This is a genomic window from Rhodoferax sp., from assembly GCF_034519335.1.
Classification (GTDB): domain Bacteria; phylum Pseudomonadota; class Gammaproteobacteria; order Burkholderiales; family Burkholderiaceae_C; genus Allorhodoferax.
Genome location: NZ_JAXHOL010000001.1, coordinates 356609 through 373697 on the forward strand (window position 1 = coordinate 356609; position 17089 = coordinate 373697).

The 17089-nt window shown below is 62.3% G+C and carries 18 protein-coding genes; 12 read left to right on the forward strand and 6 right to left on the reverse strand.

All coding sequences use genetic code 11. The features are described 5' to 3' along the window. The first annotated feature begins 40 nt into the window (after positions 1-40). The gene (locus tag U5O12_RS01730; RefSeq protein ID WP_322576961.1) at positions 41-928 is read left to right on the forward strand and encodes an alpha/beta hydrolase; all 888 of its coding nucleotides are present in this window, start codon (positions 41-43) and stop codon (positions 926-928) included. Positions 929-954: 26 nt separating this feature from the next. After that, the gene (locus tag U5O12_RS01735) at positions 955-3189 is read left to right on the forward strand and encodes a bifunctional (p)ppGpp synthetase/guanosine-3',5'-bis(diphosphate) 3'-pyrophosphohydrolase (protein WP_322576962.1); all 2235 of its coding nucleotides are present in this window, start codon (positions 955-957) and stop codon (positions 3187-3189) included. 13 nt (positions 3190-3202) lie between these two features. On the opposite strand, the gene U5O12_RS01740 is transcribed toward U5O12_RS01735, so the two are convergent. Both U5O12_RS01740 and U5O12_RS01745 read right to left on the reverse strand, forming a co-directional pair. Further along, positions 3203-3697, reverse strand: coding sequence for a heme-degrading domain-containing protein (locus U5O12_RS01740; RefSeq protein ID WP_322576963.1), 495 nt, complete (start codon positions 3695-3697; stop codon positions 3203-3205). A 60-nt stretch (positions 3698-3757) separates the two neighbouring features. Then, entirely contained in the window at positions 3758-4234 is a 477-nt protein-coding gene (locus U5O12_RS01745) for an EVE domain-containing protein (protein ID WP_322576964.1), read from the reverse strand. Positions 4235-4255: 21 nt separating this feature from the next. On the opposite strand from U5O12_RS01745, the gene U5O12_RS01750 reads away from it, so the two are divergent. Then, the gene (locus U5O12_RS01750) at positions 4256-5098 is read left to right on the forward strand and encodes a hypothetical protein (RefSeq protein WP_322576965.1); all 843 of its coding nucleotides are present in this window, start codon (positions 4256-4258) and stop codon (positions 5096-5098) included. Between the two features lie 16 nt (positions 5099-5114). Here the strand turns inward: U5O12_RS01750 and U5O12_RS01755 are convergent, their stop codons facing one another. The 4 genes from U5O12_RS01755 to U5O12_RS01770 all read right to left on the reverse strand — a co-directional run bounded on the left by U5O12_RS01755 (position 5115) and on the right by U5O12_RS01770 (position 9565). Further along, positions 5115-5873 carry a carbon-nitrogen hydrolase family protein gene (locus tag U5O12_RS01755; protein ID WP_322576966.1) on the reverse strand — a complete coding sequence of 253 codons (759 nt, stop codon included), beginning with the start codon at positions 5871-5873 and terminating at the stop codon, positions 5115-5117. A gap of 12 nt (positions 5874-5885) precedes the next feature. Beyond that, the gene (locus U5O12_RS01760) at positions 5886-7172 is read right to left on the reverse strand and encodes an amidohydrolase family protein (RefSeq protein ID WP_322576967.1); all 1287 of its coding nucleotides are present in this window, start codon (positions 7170-7172) and stop codon (positions 5886-5888) included. 74 nt (positions 7173-7246) lie between these two features. Next, positions 7247-7900: a uracil phosphoribosyltransferase gene (upp, locus tag U5O12_RS01765; protein WP_322576968.1), complete on the reverse strand. Its 654-nt coding sequence runs from the start codon at positions 7898-7900 to the stop codon at positions 7247-7249. A 69-nt stretch (positions 7901-7969) separates the two neighbouring features. Beyond that, positions 7970-9565, reverse strand: a complete 1596-nt coding sequence (locus U5O12_RS01770) for a helicase HerA-like domain-containing protein (RefSeq protein WP_322576969.1) — start codon at positions 9563-9565, stop codon at positions 7970-7972. 58 nt (positions 9566-9623) lie between these two features. On the opposite strand from U5O12_RS01770, the gene U5O12_RS01775 reads away from it, so the two are divergent. The 9 genes from U5O12_RS01775 to rng all read left to right on the forward strand — a co-directional run. Then, on the forward strand, positions 9624-10343 hold the full coding sequence (locus U5O12_RS01775; protein ID WP_322576970.1) for a YebC/PmpR family DNA-binding transcriptional regulator: 720 nt from the start codon (positions 9624-9626) through the stop codon (positions 10341-10343). Between the two features lie 17 nt (positions 10344-10360). Continuing rightward, on the forward strand, positions 10361-11653 hold the full coding sequence (purD, locus tag U5O12_RS01780) for a phosphoribosylamine--glycine ligase (protein ID WP_322576971.1): 1293 nt from the start codon (positions 10361-10363) through the stop codon (positions 11651-11653). Positions 11654-11655: 2 nt separating this feature from the next. Next, the gene (locus U5O12_RS01785) at positions 11656-12297 is read left to right on the forward strand and encodes a 1-acyl-sn-glycerol-3-phosphate acyltransferase (protein WP_322576972.1); all 642 of its coding nucleotides are present in this window, start codon (positions 11656-11658) and stop codon (positions 12295-12297) included. Positions 12298-12302: 5 nt separating this feature from the next. Continuing rightward, positions 12303-13226, forward strand: coding sequence for an oxygen-dependent coproporphyrinogen oxidase (gene hemF / locus U5O12_RS01790; protein WP_322576973.1), 924 nt, complete (start codon positions 12303-12305; stop codon positions 13224-13226). Continuing rightward, positions 13226-13843 (forward strand): nicotinate (nicotinamide) nucleotide adenylyltransferase, encoded by a 618-nt coding sequence (nadD, locus tag U5O12_RS01795; RefSeq protein WP_322576988.1) that lies wholly within the window; start codon positions 13226-13228, stop codon positions 13841-13843. The genes hemF and nadD overlap by 1 nt, the downstream gene beginning before the upstream one ends. Beyond that, complete coding sequence (gene rsfS / locus U5O12_RS01800) at positions 13843-14547, forward strand: ribosome silencing factor (protein ID WP_322576974.1); 705 nt, start codon at positions 13843-13845, stop codon at positions 14545-14547. The genes nadD and rsfS overlap by 1 nt, the downstream gene beginning before the upstream one ends. Positions 14548-14555: 8 nt before the next feature. After that, positions 14556-15023, forward strand: coding sequence for a 23S rRNA (pseudouridine(1915)-N(3))-methyltransferase RlmH (rlmH, locus tag U5O12_RS01805; protein WP_322576975.1), 468 nt, complete (start codon positions 14556-14558; stop codon positions 15021-15023). A gap of 2 nt (positions 15024-15025) precedes the next feature. Beyond that, positions 15026-15646, forward strand: coding sequence for a Maf family protein (locus U5O12_RS01810; RefSeq protein WP_322576976.1), 621 nt, complete (start codon positions 15026-15028; stop codon positions 15644-15646). Next, on the forward strand, positions 15628-17089 hold a 1462-nt coding region (gene rng, locus U5O12_RS01815), incomplete at its 3' end, for a ribonuclease G (RefSeq protein ID WP_322576977.1). The genes U5O12_RS01810 and rng, both read left to right, overlap by 19 nt.

The window sequence follows — 17089 nt, forward strand, 5'->3', positions numbered from 1 at the left end:
TCCATTAGGATGTGGTCATTATCAAACGAGTGATTGCACCATGGCTGACCCTACGCTGAATTACGTACCCTGCGCTGACGCCAACGGCGGGCACCGCATGGCGTACTGGCAGTGGGGTGCGCCCGATGCGGCCCACACGATCGTCTGTGTGCATGGCCTGTCTCGCCAGGGGCGCGACTTTGATGTCTTGGCCCAGGCGCTGCTGGCGCGCAGCCCGCAGCCATTGCGCGTGGTCTGCCCGGATGTAGCGGGCCGTGGCAAAAGCGACTGGCTCAAAGACCCGCTGGGCTACCAGATCCCCACCTACGCGGCCGACATGCTGGCGCTGCTGACGCTCCTGAAACCGGCTACGCTGGACTGGGTGGGCACCAGCATGGGGGGGCTCATTGGCATGGCCGTGTGTGCACATGCACAGGCCGTGGGCACATCGGTGCGCCGCTTGGTGCTCAACGATGTGGGGCCATCCATCCAGTGGGAGGCGCTGGCCCGTATAAGCACCTACCTGGGCAAGGCGCCGACCTTCGACTCCCTGCAGCAGGCCGCCGACGCCATGTGGGCCATCTCGCAAAGCTTTGGCCCGCATACGCCGGCCCAGTGGCTGGAATTGTCGCGTCACATGGTCAAAACTTCGCCCGAAGGCCGCGTGGCCCTGCACTACGACCCGGCCATTGCCGTGCCCTTTGGCGCGGTGACGCAAGAGATGGCCGCGCAAGGAGAGTCCCAGCTCTGGCAGCTGTACGACAGCCTGACGGCTCAGACACTGCTAGTGCGCGGTGCCCATTCCGATTTGTTATCGCCTGCCACTGCGCAGGCCATGGCCCAGCGCGGCCCCAGGGCGCAGCTGGTCGAATTTGCCGGCGTGGGCCACGCCCCCACTTTGATCGCGCCCGACCAGGTTGACGCGGTCACTTCTTTTTTGCTGGGGTGAGCCACCCTGGATGATGTGAGTGATGCATGAAAAGTTTGTACGCCGAGCACAGCGCCTCGGCCACCCCGCAAGTCATTGCGGCCACTGCTGACAGCCTGCCCGAACAGGCCGGAGCCTTGGTGCGTGCGCGCGCCTTTGCGGAACCCCTGTTGGCCACCCAAATGCTGGACACCGGTGAAAACGTGCTGCTGCACGCCGATGCCGTGGCTGCCATCCTGCGCACCATTGGCGGGTCCGAGGCCATGCAGGCGGCCAGCTACCTGGTCTACGCCTGCGACCATCTGAACAAGCCGCATGAGGTGATTGCCAAGGCCTTTGGCGACAACTTTGCCGACCTGGCGCTAGAAACCACCAAGCTGGTACGCCTGCAGCGCATGGCACGCGTCACGCAGAACTCGGCCAGCCACAGCGGCAACGCCGCGCCAATGGCACAGACTGCCGCCGCGCAAACCGAGAGCGTGCGCAAGATGTTGCTGGCCTTTAGCAAAGACCTGCGCGTGGTCATGCTGCGCCTGGCCTCGCGCCTGCAGACGCTGCGCCACTTTGCGGCCACCAAGCTGCCGGTGCCTCCGGGCCTGGCGTCCGAGGCCCTGCAAGTGTTTGCCCCGCTGGCCAACCGTCTTGGCATCTGGGAAGTCAAGTGGGAGATCGAAGACCTGTCGTTCCGCTTTCTGGAGCCCGACACCTACAAACAGGTGGCCAAACTGCTGGACGAAAAACGCGCCGAACGCGAGGCCTCGGTCGAGCGCCTGCGTGAGCAGCTGGCAAAGGAGCTTGCCGCACAGGGCCTGCACGCGACGGTGCAGGGCCGGCCCAAACATATCTACAGCATCGTCAAGAAGATGCGCGGCAAGTCGCTGGGATTCGATCAGGTGTATGACATCCGTGCACTGCGCATCGTGGTGCCCACGGTGCCCGACTGTTATGCCGCTTTGAGCTGGGTGCATAGCCAGTTCGTGCCGGTGACCGACGAGTTTGACGACTACATTGCGCGACCGAAGCCCAACGGCTACCAGTCGCTGCATACCGTCGTCCGTGACGCCGGCGCCCAGCCCATCGAGGTCCAGATCCGCACCCAGGCCATGCACGACCATGCCGAACACGGCGTGGCCGCACACTGGGCCTACAAAGAGGCCGGTGCCAAGGGTTACGGCGGTAGCGTGACGGCGGCGGGCGAATACGACGCCAAGATTGCCGTGCTGCGCCAGCTGCTGGCCTGGGAGCGCGATTTGTCGGGTGCGCATGCGGGGGGCGATGGTGCTGGCATGTTCGAGGACCGCATCTATGTGCTGACACCCGATGCAGCCATTGTGGAGTTGCCGCAAGGCGCCACGGCGGTGGACTTTGCCTACAGCGTGCACACCAACCTGGGCCACCGCTGCCGGGGGGCCAAGGTGGATGGCGCCATGGTGCCGCTGAACACACCGCTCAAAAATGGCCAGACCGTGGAGGTGACGGCAGTCAAAGAAGGCGGCCCCTCGCGCGACTGGCTCAACCCCGAGCTGGGCTACCTGGTGAGCCACCGCGCGCGGGCCAAGGTGCGCGCCTGGTTCAACGCACTGGCCATGGGCGAAACCATGGCCAAGGGCCGCGAGGCGGTGGAAAAACTGCTGCAGCGCGAAGGCAAAACTGCCATCAAGCTCGACGACCTAGCCAGCCAGCTGGGCTTTAACAATGCCGACGCCTTGTTTGAGGTGGTGGGCAAAGACGAATTTTCTCTTCGTAACATCGAAATGCTGTTGCGCCCGCCAGAGCCAGCGGCTGCGCAAGACGACTATATGCCACTCAAGAAGCCGCGTGCTGCGGGTGGCAAGGGCGGCGTGCTGGTGGTGGGTATCGACTCGCTGATGACGCAACTGGCCAAGTGCTGCAAGCCCGCGCCGCCCGACCTCATCAGCGGCTTTGTGACGCGCGGCAAGGGAGTCAGCGTGCACAGGTCGGATTGCTCCAATTTGCGCAACATGGTGAACCGCAGCGGCGACCGCCTGATCGAGGTGGAGTGGGGCGTACCCGAGGGCAAGGACGGCAACGTCTACCCCGTGGACGTGGCGGTGGAGGCACACGACCGGCAGGGCCTGCTGCGCGACATCTCGGAAGTGTTTGCCAAGGAAAAGATGAATGTCATCGGCGTGCAGACGCAGTCGGTCAAGGGCACAGCCTGGATGACATTCACCGTGGAGGTCTCGGAATCTGGCAAGTTGGCCCGCGTGCTGAAGATCGTGGGCGAGCTCAATGGGGTACGCGCTGCGCGGCGCCGCTGAAGCTGTTCGTCCCTCAAGGTTCCAGCGCCACTTCCGTCAGCGGCACCCCGCACAGCGCGGCCAGCGCCTTCACCACCATGGCGTGGTCTTCGCGCTGGGGAATGCCCGACACAGTAACTACACCCACCACGCCCACACCGCGCACGCGGATGGGAAAACTCCCGCCGTGGGTGGCGTAGTCTCGCAGGGGAAGGCCCTGCTTGGCCTCCAGCGAGCTTTTGTCTTGCTCCAATTTGAGGCCTAAGGCGTAGGAGCTGGTGTGCAGCAGCTCCACGGCGTTGCGCTTGCGGCGCGCCCAGTCGGCATTGGTGGGGCCGGTGCCGGGCATGGCGTAATAGAAAACAGTCTCTTTGGACAGGCGCACTTCGATGGCGAGTGCTACGCCTGCCTCTTCACACAGCGCCTTGATGCTCGTGCCCAGTGTCCAGGCGGTGGCTTGGTCAAAGGCGTCGAATTGCAGGCGCTGCTCTTGCAGGGCCAGGCGTTCCAGATCGGTGGCAATGGTCATGGTGTTTGCTATCAAGTTAGGAGCTGCTTGCGCAATAGGTATCAAGTCTAGAGGCTGTTTTTATGCAAAATCGGGATGTCCCAGCCGCTGCAGAATGGTACGCCAGTGCTGCGGCTCTACGGGGGTGATGGACAGGCGGTTGCCTTTCTTCAGCACGGTCAGCTCTTGCAGGTCAGGGTCCTGGCGCAGCTCTGGCAGTGTCAAGTTGCGTGTTTTGCGTACCACCTGCACATCCACCAAGATCCAGCGTGGCGCCTCGGGTTTGCTGGCGGCGTCAAAGTAGAGCGATTGCGGGTCGAATTGCGTGGGGTCGGTGTAGGCGCCAGACACCACGCGCGCCAAGCCGACGATGCCCGGCTCCGCGCAGCTGGAGTGGTAGAACAACACGCCATCGCCTACTTGCATGCCATCGCGCATGAAGTTGCGCGCTTGGTAGTTGCGCACACCGGTCCACGGGACCGTAGCGTTGGGCATGGACAACACGTCGTCGATAGACGCTTCGGCGGGTTCGGCTTTCATGAGCCAGTAGTTCTTCATGGCTAGTTGGCGGTGTTCGGTATGGGTTGGCAGATGCCTCGGAATTTTGGCTCAGGAATCCCAAAAAGTAGCACTTACTCGGGCTATAAACGCGAGGCTTCGAATTTTTCGAGCGTGTGCGCGGGCGAACAACGATTTGGCTTGCGGGTATTTCAATCAAAAGGGAGTGAGTGCATGATGAAAAAAATGATCGGCATGGGAATGCTGGCCGCTGCGGTGTTGCTGACAGGATGCGCCACGCGCACCAAGATGGCCTTTGAAAATGAGGGCGACACACTGACGGCCAATAGCAAGCCAGTTTTGTTGATGACCGTGACCTTGAAGAACCATTACAAGACCTCCCACCAGCCCAAACTGCTGGTGGTGAATGTCGAGAAGCCAGATGCCAAAGAGTCCAGTGAGCGGTTCAATTTCACGATGGATGACAAGGCGAAGGCGGAGTCCGACAAGCCGGAAACCGGCAATAACTACTTTATCCGCATGGAGCTCGAGCCAGGGCCCTACAAAATCATGGGGCTCACCAGTACCTCCACGGGTTTTCTGATCAACGGTTACTTCTTTGCGCCCTTGCACAGTGACATCGTCGCCAAGAAAAGTGGGGTGTATTACCTGGGACACGTCGATGCGATCGTGCGAGAGCGCAAGGGTGAGGAGTTTCGGGCGGGTTCCCCGGTTCCTCTGATTGACCAGGCGGTGGTAGGTGCATCAGGCGGAACGTTTGATGTCACCATCAGCGATGCCATTGACAAAGATGAGGCCTTGTTCCGCGCCAGATTTCCGGCCTTGAAAGGCGTCACGATCACCAAGGACATCTTGCCCGCATTTGATCGCGCCAAGGCACAGGCCTGGTGGCAAGCGCACTGAGCCCAATAGCCCGGGACTAAAAGCGCGCTTGCGGCGCGGGTTTGGCAATGACCAGCCAATCCCCGCGCCGGGCGCTTGCTGCGATGGGGTACCCCACGGTATTCCAGATGCAGCTCTTGCCTGCTGACACATAGCCCCCTGAGGGACCGCCATGGTTGGAGATCAGCACGACCATGCGGTGCTCTTGCGCGTAAGCACGCCACAGCGGCGCCTCTGCGGCGTAGCCTGTGTCTGATGTCAGGATGCCGGCTGCATACACACGGGCACCTGCTTGGGCGGCGCGGGCGGCATGGATGGGCTGATTGGTATCCGCGCAAATGGCGCTGGCTATGCAGGTGGCGCCCAACTGCTGCGTATGCATCGGCTCCTGCCCCGGCGTCGAAAACTCTTTTTCGCCCTCATGCAAATGAAATTTGCGGTACGTACTGTGCCGGCCGTCGGGCCGCAGCGTGATGGCACCTATGGAGGGCAGGGCGCTGCCGGATTCCACCGGTGCGCCCACGGTAATTGCCATTCCGGTGCGTTGTGCTGCCTCGCGCAGAGGCGCCAAGAGTCCGTGGTCGGCGTGCAGCACTAAGCGCGGCATGGCAGCCAGCTCGTAGCCGGTGAGTGACAACTCGGGGAACACCAGCCACTGCACGCCGTGGTCGGCCGCCGCCTGCACAAAGCGCTGGTGGGTGTGCACATTGGCCGCTACGTCCAAAGCCACCGAGGTGCTCTGCGCGGCGGCGATGGTGATTGCTATATCTTTAGTAGCTGCTTGCGCAATATCCACGGGTGTTAGAGGCTATTTTGTATGTAAGAACGAAGTCTTGGCAGGGCGACCTGGCAGGTTCAGCGCGGCCGTGCGGGCCGGTGTTTGCGCCACCAGCGCGCCACGGCGCCAGACCTTGAGGCGGGTGGCTTTGAGGCGCAGTGCTTCGATGGGGTTCTGCGCCTGCAGCAGCACCAGGTCGGCGTTGCAGCCGGCTTCCAGCCCGTAGCCCTGCAGGTGCAGGATGCGCGCCGGGTTCTTGGTTACCGCGTCAAAGCAATGCCCCATCGCCGCCTGGCTTGTCATCTGCGCCACGTGCAAGCCCATGCTGGCCACCTCCAGCATGTCGCCGCTGCCCATGCTGTACCAGGGGTCCATGCAGCAGTCCTGGCCAAAGGCAACCGTCATGCCGGCGGCCATGATCTCGGGTACGCGGGTCATGCCACGGCGCTTGGGGTAAGTGTCGTGCCGGCCCTGCAGGGTGATGTTGATGAGCGGGTTGCTTACCACGCTGAGTTCTGCCTCGGCCATGAGCGGCAGTAGCTTGCTCACGTAGTAGTTGTCCATGCTGTGCATGGAGGTGAGGTGGCTGCCGGTGACGCGGCCGTGCAGGCCCAGGCGGTTGGCCTCGTAGGCCAGCGTCTCCACATGGCGCGAGAGTGGGTCGTCCGATTCGTCGCAGTGCATGTCTACCAGCTTGCCTTGTTCGGCCGCTAGCTCACACAGCAACTTCACGCTGGCGGCGCCGTCGGCCATGGTGCGCTCGAAGTGGGGAATGCCTCCGACTACGTCTACGCCCAAGCTCAGCGCCTTTTTCAGGTTGTCCACACCGCCCTTGGTTCTTAGTACGCCGTCTTGCGGGAAGGCGACCAACTGCAGGTCGATATAGGGCGCCACTTGTTTCTTGACGGCCAGCAGCGCTTCCACGGCCAACATGCTTGGGTCGCTAGTGTCCACGTGGCTGCGGATGGCCAGCAGGCCGTTGGCCACCGCCCAGTCGCAGTAGGCCAGGGCGCGGTCTACCAGCGCCTCAAAGGTGAGGTGAGGTTTGAGTTCGCCCCACAGCGCAATGCCTTCCAGCAGCGTGCCGCTGGCGTTTAGTCGCGGCAAGCCCAGGCTCAGCGTGGCGTCCATGTGGAAATGCGCGTCTACAAAAGGCGTGGACAGCAGCATGCCGCCGGCGTCCACGGTTTCTGCGGCTGGAGCGGCCGCAGGGCTCAGGCCTTCCGTCACCTCCACAATCCGCCCGGCCTGCACGGCTACCGACATGTTCTTGCGCCCGTCGGGCAGGGTGGCGTTGTGGATGAGCAGGTCGAGCATGGCGTGGATTTGCTATGGTTTCAGGAGCTGCTTGCGCAGATTCGACGTGGGCTAGATGCTTATTTGGCTTGAAATTACTGCGTGCCGAAGATGCGGTCACCCGCATCGCCAAGGCCCGGCATGATGTAGCCGTGGTCGTTCAGGCCGCGGTCGATGGCGGCGGTGAAGACGCGCACATCGGGGTGCTCTTTGTACAGGGTGTTGATACCTTCGGGGCAGGTCAGCAGGCACAAGAACTTGATGGACTTCGGATTGCAGGCCTTCAAGCGAGTGACCGCAGCAGCCGCAGAGTTACCGGTAGCCAACATGGGGTCCACCACCACCACATCGCGCTCTTCCATGTTGCTGGGCATCTTGAAGTAGTACTCCACGGCCTGCAGGGTCTTGGGGTCGCGGTACAGGCCCACGTGGCCCACGCGGGCGCCGGGCACCACGCTCAGCACGCCGTCCAGAATGCCGTTGCCAGCGCGCAGCACGCTGGCAAACACCAGCTTCTTGCCGTCAATGACTTTGCCCGTTGTCTTTTCCAGCGGGGTTTCAATCTCCAGGTCTTGCAGCGGCATATCGCGGCAGACTTCATAAATCATCAAGCCTGCCAGCTCGTTGAGCAGGCGGCGGAAGCTGCTGGTGCTGGCTTCCTTTTTGCGCATGAGGGTGAGCTTGTGCTGCACCAGGGGGTGGTCTATGAGGGTGACGTTCGAACGGGCTGCGGGGTTGATGGTGACCATGTTCTTGTTCCTTCTAGTGAGAGAGTGGCGCCATTGTCGCAAAGCAAGTTTGGCGCCCGGGCTGAACGGCTAGCGGCGGCGGGTGCTGCTGCCGCCCAAAATGCTGCCCAGCACGCCGCGGATGATTTGGCGGCCCACTTCGCGGCCGATGGAGCTGGCAGCGCTTTTGATCATCTGCTCGCCCACACTGGCGCGCGAGCGGCGGGCGCCGCCGCCCAGCATGTCGCCAATGCTGTCCAGAAAACCACCGCCGGCCTGTGCCGCCTGGGGCTCGGGCGCAGGGGCTGCACGTCCTGCGCGAGCGCGAGGCGCTGCGGGTTGATCCTCCGCAGTACCCGCTGCGTCAGCGGCGGGGGCCCGGCTTTGGGTGCGGCCTTTGAGTGCTTCAAACGCCGACTCGCGGTCCACGGCTTTTTCGTAGACACCGGCGACGATGGAGTCGCTGAGCAGCGTCTTGCGCTGATCGGGCGAGATCGGGCCAATCTGGCTGGCTGGGGGCAGCACGTAGACGCGTTCGGTCAGGCAGGGGCGGCCTTTTTCGTCCATCAGGCTCACCAGGGCTTCGCCCACGCCCAGCTCGGTGATGGCGGTGGCCACGTCCAGGCCGGGGTTGGCACGCATGGTGTCGGCGGCGCTTTTGACGGCCTTCTGGTCGCGCGGGGTGAAGGCACGCAGGGCGTGCTGCACGCGGTTGCCCAGCTGGGCCAGCACGCTGTCGGGAATGTCCAGCGGGTTTTGCGTGACGAAGAACACGCCCACGCCCTTGGAGCGCACCAGGCGCACCACCAGCTCGATGCGCTCGATCAGCACCTTGGGCGCATCGGCGAACAGCAGGTGGGCCTCGTCAAAGAAGAAGACCAGTTTGGGCTTGTCCAGGTCGCCCACCTCGGGCAGGGCCTCGAACAGCTCGGAGAGCATCCACAGCAAAAAGGTGGCGTACAGGCGCGGCGACTGCATGAGTTTGTCAGCCGCCAGGATGTTGACCACGCCTTTGCCGTTGCCGTCTGTCTGCATGAAGTCGGCAATGTTGAGCATGGGCTCGCCAAAGAACTGGTCGCCGCCTTGCTGCTCGATCTGCATCAGGCCGCGCTGGATGGCGCCGATGCTGGCGGCACTGATGTTGCCGTACTCGGTGGTGTAGTGGCTGGCGTTGTCGCCCACGTCCTGGCACATGGCGCGCAGGTCTTTCATGTCCAGCAGCAGCAGGCCGTCGTCGTCGGCAATCTTGAACACCAGCTGCAACACGCCGGCCTGGGTTTCGTTCAGGTTGAGCATGCGGGCCAAGAGCAAGGGGCCCAGGTCGCTGACCGTAGCGCGCACTGGGTGGCCCTGATGGCCAAACACGTCCCACAGCGTGGTTGGGAAGGCGGAGAACGCGGGTTCGTCAATGCCGCGTTCCTTGAGGATTTTTGCCAATTTGTCACCCAAAGCGCCTTTTTGGGAGATGCCGGTCAGGTCGCCCTTTACATCGGCCATGAAGACGGGGACCCCGATATGAGAAAAGCCCTCGGCCAGGGTTTGCAGGGTGATGGTTTTGCCGGTGCCGGTGGCACCGGTGATGAGGCCATGGCGGTTGGCCTTGTCGGGCCGCAAAAAGCAGCGGATGGTGGAGTTGCCAGCGCCGTGTTGGGCAATCAGGATGCCCTCGTCTTGGATGGAAGCCATGGATGTCCTAAAAAGTACAATCTAGGGAGTAGCGTAACGAATTTTTGAAGGATTTCGCGTGGCAGGACACAGCAAATGGGCCAATATTCAGCACCGCAAGGGGCGCCAGGACGAGAAGCGCCAGCGCGTCTGGACCCGGGTGAGCCGGGAAATCATGGTGGCAGCCCGTACCGGCGGCGGTGACCCCAGCGCCAACCCCCGTTTGCGCCTGGCGATTGAAAAGGCCAAGGCGGCCAATATGCCGCTCACCAATGTGAGCCACGCCATTGCCAAGGCCACCGGCACGCTGGAAGGCGTGAGTTACGAGGAAGTGCGCTACGAAGGCTACGGCATTGGCGGCGCGGCCATCATCGTGGACTGCATGACCGACAACAAGGTGCGTACCGTGGCCGAAGTGCGCCACGCTTTCCTCAAACACGGCGGCAACATGGGAACCGAAGGCTCGGTGGCCTTCCAGTTCAAGCACTGCGGCCAGCTGATTTTTGCCCCCGGAACCAGCGAAGACAAGGTGATGGAAGTGGCACTGGAAGCCGGTGCGGAAGACGTGATCACCGATGACGATGGCGCCATTGAGGTCCTGACGGCCTACGCCGACTTTGAAACCGTTAAAAAGGCGCTGGAAGCCGCAGGCCTGACGGCCGAGGTGGCCAACGTCACCATGCGCGCCGACAACTCCATCGAGCTGACCGGCGAAGACGCCGAGCGCATGCAAAAACTGCTGGACGTTTTGGAAGACCTGGACGACACCCAGGACCTGTTCCACAACGCTGCCCTTTAAGCCCATTTAAGACATTTATGAACGTACTCGTTATTGGCGGCGGTGGTCGCGAACATGCGCTGGCCTGGAAGCTGGCCCAGTCCCCCAAAATTCACAAGGTTTATGTGGCCCCTGGCAACGGCGGCACGGCCAGTGACCCGCATCTGGACAACATCGCCGTCACCGACGTCGTGGCCCTGCGCGAATGGGCGCAGGAGAACAAGATCACCCTGACGGTGGTAGGCCCCGAAGTGCCGCTGGCCGCTGGTGTGGTGGACGAGTTCCGCGCCCACGGCATGCGCATTTTTGGCCCGACCAAAGCGGCGGCGCAGCTGGAAAGCTCCAAAGCCTTCAGCAAGGCCTTTATGCGCCGCCACAACATCCCCACGGCCGAATACGCCACTTTCTCTGACCCCGCTGCGGCCCACGCCTATGTGGACAAGATGGGCGCACCCACCGTGGTGAAGGCCGATGGCCTGGCCGCCGGCAAGGGTGTGGTGGTGGCCATGACCGTGGCCGAGGCGCACGAAGCCATTGACTTCATGCTGGTGGACAACACGCTGGGCGTGGCACACAACGACGGCGGCGCACGCGTCGTTATTGAAGAGTTTCTGGAAGGCGAAGAAGCCAGCTTCATCGTCATGGTGGACGGCAAAAACGTGCTGCCGCTGGCTACCAGCCAAGACCACAAACGTCTGCAGGACGGCGACCAGGGCCCCAACACGGGTGGCATGGGCGCCTATTCGCCCGCACCCGTGGTCACGCCCGACATCCACGCCAAGGCCATGCGCGAGATCATCTTGCCCACGGTCAAGGGCATGGAGGCCGACGGTATTCCGTTCAGTGGCTTCCTCTACGCCGGGCTGATGATCGACAAAAACGGTCAGCCCAAGACGCTGGAGTTCAACTGCCGCATGGGCGACCCTGAAACGCAGCCCATCATGATGCGGCTGAAGACCGATTTGCTGGATGTGCTGCTGGCCGCCACCGAACCCGGCCCCCACGGCAAGTTGGACGAGGTGGAATTGCAATGGGACCGCCGCACGGCTCTGGGCGTGGTGCTGGCCGCCCACGGCTACCCGCTGACCCCGCGCAAGGGCGATGCCATCACTGGCATCCCCAAGGACAGCGAGGACGCTGCCGTGTTCCATGCCGGTACCGCGCTCAAGGACGGCGTGCTGCAAACCTCTGGCGGGCGCGTGTTGTGCGTCACGGCGTTGGCTGACAGCGTGAAACAGGCGCAGCAGCGGGCGTACCAGGTCATCAGCGAGATTGCGTTTGATGGCATGCAATACCGAGCCGATATTGGTTACCGCGCGATCAAGGGTTGAATGTGCAGCCCATCGAGAAGCTGCCGCACCCGGTGCAGTTGCGGGGCAACCCGCTGGCGCGCGGCGTGTTGGCCCTGTTTGGCTGGAAGGTGCGCTTTGAGGGGTTGCCGGCAATGCAGGGTGTGTTCGCCGTGTACCCGCACACCAGCAACTGGGATTTCATCGTCGCGATTCTTGCCAAGTGGGCGGTGGGCCTGGAGCTGAACTTTTGGGCCAAAGACACCTTGTTTCGGCTGCCGGGCTTTGGCAGATGGCTGCGATGGGTGGGGGGCGTGCCGGTGCGACGACACGCACCGCAGGGCGTGGTAGCGCAAGTGGTGGAGGGCGTGGCCCAGGCACGCGCGCAACAGCGTTTGTATTGGCTGGGCCTCTCTCCTGAGGGGACACGCAAATGGACGCCCGGCTGGCGCAGCGGCTTTTACCAGGTGGCCTTGCGGGCGGGTGTGCCGCTGGGCGTGGTGAGTCTGGATTACGGACGCAAGGTGGTGAATGCCACCACTTTCATCACGTTAACTGGTGATGCGGAGGCTGACTTTGCCAATATCGCGGCCCTATTGGCTGGAGTGCAGGGCAAAAATCCTGCCTTGGCCGCTCCTGTACGACCAATGCCGGCGGCTCCAACGCACGGCAGACTTAAAGAATGACACCTATGACCGACCCGCAAGTCACTCCTGATTTGGTGCGCCAGTATTTGTTGGGGCTGCAGAGTCACATCACTTCGGCGATTGCCGGCATCGATGGCGGCCAGTTTCTCGTCGATCCTTGGGAAAAGGCAGCTTACGAACCCTTGCAGGGCAATGGCATCACGCAGATTCTGGAAGGTGGCGCGGTGTTTGAGCGCGCGGGCTGCGGTTTCTCGCATGTGCGTGGGCCCAAGCTGCCGCCCAGTGCCACGCAGCACCGCCCCGAACTGGAGGGGACGCCGTTCGAGGCTATGGGTGTATCGCTGGTCTTCCACCCGCGCAACCCTTATGTGCCTACTGTGCACATGAATGTGCGCATGCTGGCTGTCAAAAACCCACAGGGGCAAGAGGTCTGCTGGTTTGGCGGCGGTATGGATTTGACGCCGTACTATGGTTTTGACGAAGATGCGGTGCATTTCCACCAGACCTGCAAGGACGCGCTGCTGCCGTTTGGCGAGGACAAGTACCCACGCTTTAAAAAGTGGTGTGACGAATACTTCTTCCTCAAGCACCGCAATGAGCCACGTGGTGTGGGTGGTGTATTTTTCGATGATTTTTCCGAGCTGGGCCAGGATCGCAGTTTTGCCATGCTGCGGGCGGTAGGCGACGCATTTCTGACAGCCTACCTGCCCATCGTGGAGCGCCGCAGAGACACGCCCTACGCCGAACGCGAGCGAGAGTTCCAGCTCTACCGCCGCGGCCGCTATGTGGAGTTCAACCTGGTGTGGGACCGGGGCACGCACTTTGGCCTGCAGTCGGGTGGGCGTACCGAATCCATCCTGCTGTCCATGCCGCCACTGGTGAGCTGGGCCTACCAACAGCAGCCAGAGCCGGGCTCGTCCGAAGCGGCGCTGACCGCACGCTTCTTGACGGCTAGGGATTGGGTGTGATGCTACCCGCAGCCACGCAGCCCCGGCGCATTGGTGTGTTTGGCGGGGCATTTGACCCGCCGCACCGTGGCCACCATGCGCTGGCGGCCACGGCGATTGCGCAACTGCAACTGGATGCGCTGCACATCATCCCGACCGGCCACGCCTGGCACAAAAGCCGCACGCTCACGGATGCATCCCACCGCATGGCCATGGCCCGGCTTGCCTTTGCCGATCTGCCACAGGTGGTAGTAGACGGGCGGGAGCTGGATCGCCCCGGGCCCACCTATACCGTCGACACCTTGCTGGAGCTTCAGCAAGAGAAACCGGGTGCGCAGCTGTACCTGCTGATTGGCGAAGACCAGGCCCGCGCGCTGCCTAGCTGGAGCCGCTGGGAGCAGCTGCCCGCACTTGCTATAATTTGTGTAGCTGCTCGCGCAGATTCAACGGGGACCAAGGGTCAATTTGATGCCTTAAAGGTACATCTGCCCGGCCTAACGGTCCTGAACATGCACCCCGTGGCCATCAGCGCCACCGAACTCCGACACCGCGCCGCCACGGGCCAAAGCATTGGCCCTCTGGTTTTTGAAACCGTTGCGCGTTATATTGACCAACACCATCTTTACCGATCGACCTGATGACTACTCCGACCACCGTTGCCAAAAACACCCAAAAACTTCAGCGCGCCATCGTGGATGGCCTGGAAGACGTCAAAGGCCAAGATATTGTGGTGTTTGACACCGAACACCTGTCCTCCCTGTTTGAGCGCGTGATCATTGCCTCGGGCACCAGTAACCGCCAGACCAAGGCGCTGGCTGCCAGCGTGCGCGATGCCGTGCGTGAAGCCGGTTTCCCCAAGCCCCGCATCGAAGGCGAAGCCAATGGCGAGTGGATCATCGTGGACTGCGCGCAAGCTGTGGTGCACATCTTCCAACCAACTTTTCGCCAGTACTACCACCTGGAAGAGCTGTGGGGCGAGAAGCCTGTGCGCCTGAAGCTCGGTGCCGCCAAACCCGTGGTGGCCGAAGCGGCCAAGTCCGCAGCCAAGGCGCCGGCTAAAAAAGCCGTGGGCGAACCCAATATGCGCCGTTCCAGCGCAGCCAAAAAAGGTGTGGAAGAAGCCTTCCCATCCAAAGCCGCACTGAAAAAGGCTGCCGCAAAGTCTGCAGCCGCCAAGACACCAGTCAAAAAGGCGCCGGCCAAGAAAGCTGTCGTCGCCAAAGCCCCGGTGAAAACCGTGGTGGTGAAGCCAGAGGTGAAGCCGGCAGCCAAAAAGACTGCGGCCAAGCCGGCAGCGGCAAAAAAAGCGCCCGCCAAGAAAGCTGCCCCCCGTAAAGCCTGAGGCTGGCGATGCGGCTGGTCATCATCGCTGTTGGGCAGCGGGTGCCGGATTGGGCGCAAACTGCGTGGGACGACTATGCCAAGCGCTTTCCGCATGAGCTCAAAGTCGAGCTCAAGGCCATCAAAACCGAGCCCCGCGGTTCCAAAACCGTAGAGCAACTCTATGCGGCGGAGCGCAAGCGCATTGAGGAGGCCATCCCCAAGGGCGCGCGCATTGTCGCGCTGGACGAACGCGGCACCAGCCTGCGCACAACAGCGCTGGCCGAGCGCTTGCGCGAATGGCAGCTGGGCGGTGGTGATGTGGCCTTGGTGATTGGTGGGCCCGACGGGCTGGCCCCGGAGTTCCGCCAAGCCGCTCACGAGCGCATTCGCCTCTCGGACCTGACCCTGCCACATGCCATGGTGCGGGTGTTGCTGATCGAGCAGCTGTACCGCGCCTGGTCCGTCAATGCCAACCATCCTTATCACCGCGAGTGAGCATGTCCAGTCCTGATTTCATCTATCTGGCCTCCCAAAGTCCACGGCGTCGTGAGTTGCTGACGCAGATTGGTGTGGCACATCAGTTGCTGATGCCCACACCTGATGAGGATGCAGAAAGCCTGGAGGTGGTGTTGGTGGGAGAGGCCCCGGACACTTATGTGCAGCGCGTGACTGCTCTCAAATTGATAACTTCTCGCGCTCGATTGGCGAGGGCTGGAGGCCTAAATCGTCCCGTATTGTGTGCGGACACCACGGTGGCGATCGGCGACACGATTCTGGGCAAGCCCGAGAATGCAGCCGACGCCCAGCGCATGTTGCGCGCTTTGTCAGGTCAGACCCACCGGGTATTCACTGCCATTGCCATTGGCTGGGACGACAAAACGGCCCAAGCCTGCTGCGAATCACGCGTGACCTTTGCCGAGTTGAGTGACGCCGAGATTGCCGACTACGTGGCCAGCGGCGAGCCCATGGGCAAGGCCGGTGCCTATGGCGTGCAGGGCAGGGCGGCCGCATTTATTGCGCGTATCGAGGGGTCGTACTCTGGCATCATGGGCCTCCCTTTGTTTGAAACTGCGCAGGCCTTGCGCGAAGTGGGCTTTGCATGCAACAAGACATCCTGATCAACTGGTCACCGCAAGAGACGCGGGTGGCCATCGTCGAGCACGGTGCGGTACAGGAACTGCACGTGGAACGCACGCTGGAGCGTGGACTGGTCGGCAATGTGTACCTTGGCAAGGTGGCGCGTGTGCTGCCAGGCATGCAGTCAGCGTTCATCGACATCGGTCTGGAGCGCGCGGCTTTTTTGCATGTGGCCGATGTGTGGCATCCACCGGCTGAGGGCGAGTCGCTGAGCGCATCGCGTGCCTCGCAGCCGCAGATTCCGATCGAGAAGCAGGTATTTGAAGGCCAGTCGCTCATGGTGCAGGTCATCAAGGATCCGATTGGCACCAAGGGCGCGCGCTTGTCCACACAGATCAGCATTGCAGGACGCCTGCTGGTCTTTTTGCCGCAGGATGACCACATCGGTGTGTCGCAAAAAATCCCCACGGCGCAACGCGATGAGCTGCGTAACCGTATGCAGAAGCTGGCGGGTAAGGAGGGCGGTGGTTTCATTTTGCGCACTAATGGCGAAGATGCTTCTGACACTGAACTGGGTGACGACATTGCCTACCTTCGCAAGGCCTGGGCGCGTATCAAGGACGCCGCGCTGCGCCTTCCCGCACAAAGCCTGCTGCACCAAGATCTGAGCTTGCTGCAGCGCGTGTTGCGCGACCTGGTGGGCGAGGGCACGCAGACCATCCGCGTCGATTCGCGCGAGCAGTTTGATGCGCTCAAGGCCTTTGGCTCGGAGTTCATGCCGGCCGCGGCCGAGAAGCTGCAGCATTACAAGGGCGAGCGTCCGATTTTTGATCTGTATTCGATCGATGAGGAAGTGGCCAAGGCGCTGGCGCGCCGCGTCGAACTGAAGTCGGGTGGCTACTTGATCGTGGACCAGACAGAGGCGCTGACCACGGTGGATGTGAATACCGGGGGCTTTGTCGGCGCGCGCAATTTCGATGACACCATCTTCAAGACCAACCTGGAGGCCGCGCAGGCGATTGCGCGGCAGCTGCGCCTGCGCAACCTGGGTGGCATCATCATCGTGGATTTCATTGATATGGCCCGCGAAGACCACCGTGAATCGGTACTTAGCGAGTTCCGTAAGCAGCTGTCGCGCGACCGTGTGAAGACCATGGCGGGCGGTTTCTCGCAGCTGGGCTTGGTCGAGATGACACGCAAGCGTACCCGCGAGTCGTTGGCCCACATGCTGTGTGAACCATGTCCGACCTGCGAAGGCAAGGGCATTGTCAAAACCCCGCGCAGCGTGGCCTACGACATCTTCCGCGAGATCCTGCGCGAGGCGCGTCAGTTCAACCCGCGTGAGTTTCGGGTCGTGGCGTCGCCCAAGGTCATCGAGCTGTTTCTGGACGAGGAAAGCCAGCATCTCGCAGGGCTGTCCGAGTTCATCGGCAAGCCGGTATCGCTGCAAAGCGAAGCGGCCATGGCGCAGGAACAGTACGACA

What these genes read in the sequence shown, in the direction of transcription:
- U5O12_RS01730 (WP_322576961.1), top strand. Translation starts at nt 41, where the DNA reads ATGGCTGACCCTACGCTGAATTACGTACCCTGCGCTGACGCCAACGGC.
- U5O12_RS01735 (WP_322576962.1), top strand. Translation starts at nt 955, where the DNA reads ATGAAAAGTTTGTACGCCGAGCACAGCGCCTCGGCCACCCCGCAAGTC.
- U5O12_RS01740 (WP_322576963.1), bottom strand. Translation starts at nt 3,697, where the DNA reads ATGACCATTGCCACCGATCTGGAACGCCTGGCCCTGCAAGAGCAGCGC.
- U5O12_RS01745 (WP_322576964.1), bottom strand. Translation starts at nt 4,234, where the DNA reads ATGAAGAACTACTGGCTCATGAAAGCCGAACCCGCCGAAGCGTCTATC.
- U5O12_RS01750 (WP_322576965.1), top strand. Translation starts at nt 4,256, where the DNA reads ATGGGTTGGCAGATGCCTCGGAATTTTGGCTCAGGAATCCCAAAAAGT.
- U5O12_RS01760 (WP_322576967.1), bottom strand. Translation starts at nt 7,172, where the DNA reads ATGCTCGACCTGCTCATCCACAACGCCACCCTGCCCGACGGGCGCAAG.
- upp (WP_322576968.1), bottom strand. Translation starts at nt 7,900, where the DNA reads ATGGTCACCATCAACCCCGCAGCCCGTTCGAACGTCACCCTCATAGAC.
- U5O12_RS01770 (WP_322576969.1), bottom strand. Translation starts at nt 9,565, where the DNA reads ATGGCTTCCATCCAAGACGAGGGCATCCTGATTGCCCAACACGGCGCT.
- purD (WP_322576971.1), top strand. Translation starts at nt 10,361, where the DNA reads ATGAACGTACTCGTTATTGGCGGCGGTGGTCGCGAACATGCGCTGGCC.
- hemF (WP_322576973.1), top strand. Translation starts at nt 12,303, where the DNA reads ATGACCGACCCGCAAGTCACTCCTGATTTGGTGCGCCAGTATTTGTTG.
- nadD (WP_322576988.1), top strand. Translation starts at nt 13,226, where the DNA reads ATGCTACCCGCAGCCACGCAGCCCCGGCGCATTGGTGTGTTTGGCGGG.
- rsfS (WP_322576974.1), top strand. Translation starts at nt 13,843, where the DNA reads ATGACTACTCCGACCACCGTTGCCAAAAACACCCAAAAACTTCAGCGC.
- rlmH (WP_322576975.1), top strand. Translation starts at nt 14,556, where the DNA reads ATGCGGCTGGTCATCATCGCTGTTGGGCAGCGGGTGCCGGATTGGGCG.
- U5O12_RS01810 (WP_322576976.1), top strand. Translation starts at nt 15,026, where the DNA reads ATGTCCAGTCCTGATTTCATCTATCTGGCCTCCCAAAGTCCACGGCGT.